The organism is Dankookia rubra (assembly GCF_004355005.1).
Taxonomy (GTDB): domain Bacteria; phylum Pseudomonadota; class Alphaproteobacteria; order Acetobacterales; family Acetobacteraceae; genus Paracraurococcus; species Paracraurococcus ruber_A.
Genome location: NZ_SMSJ01000338.1, coordinates 1 through 579, shown reverse-complemented (window position 1 = coordinate 579; position 579 = coordinate 1). Strand labels below are relative to the sequence as shown.

The 579-nt window shown below is 63.9% G+C and carries 1 protein-coding gene; it reads left to right on the top strand.

Annotated features, from left to right (window positions below; translation table 11 throughout):
• The coding region (locus tag E2C06_RS36895) for a MarR family transcriptional regulator (RefSeq protein ID WP_133293435.1) at window positions 1-198 on the top strand (198 nt) is incomplete at its 5' end.
• Window positions 199-579 lie beyond the last annotated feature (381 nt).

The following is a 579-nucleotide window of genomic DNA, read 5'->3' as shown; positions in this document are numbered from 1 at the left end:
GGGCTCAACGTCTCCAAGCCCGCCATCACCCGCGCTTTGGACAGGCTCGGTGAACTGAGTCTCGTCCGGCGCAAGGTGGACCCGATGGATCGCCGCAGCGTGCTTGTGCAGTCGACCCAAGCGGGGGAGGCGTTCCTGGCGCAGTTGCGCCACGTCATGGCGGCGGCGGGTACGGAACACCTCACCGCTGCGGCGTAAGCACCCGCGGCGCAGCGCCGGGTACGCGCAACGCCGCCGATTGCTCTGCTCCCTCGCGTCACGAAGCAGGACCAGTTCAGGCGCGCCCTTCTGGGCGGTAACGGCACCGCCGAGCGGGCAGGGAGGGGAGGGGATCCCAAGCCTACCAAGATAGCAGTCGGCCCGCACCGAACCGCCGGATTGCCGTGGTCGCCGCGTCGCTTGGCCTCCAGCAACCGTTGGTAGGTTATTCAGGTATAAATCAACCTATGAGTGTGATCATCCTCAGTGAGCACGCGTTCGTTGCAACACAGCATCGTGCTGGCGAGCGCTGATTTCGGCGTTGCCGGAGATCATCTCCCTCCCGTATTTGATCGTCTAAGTTGAGCGTTGGATCAGTTT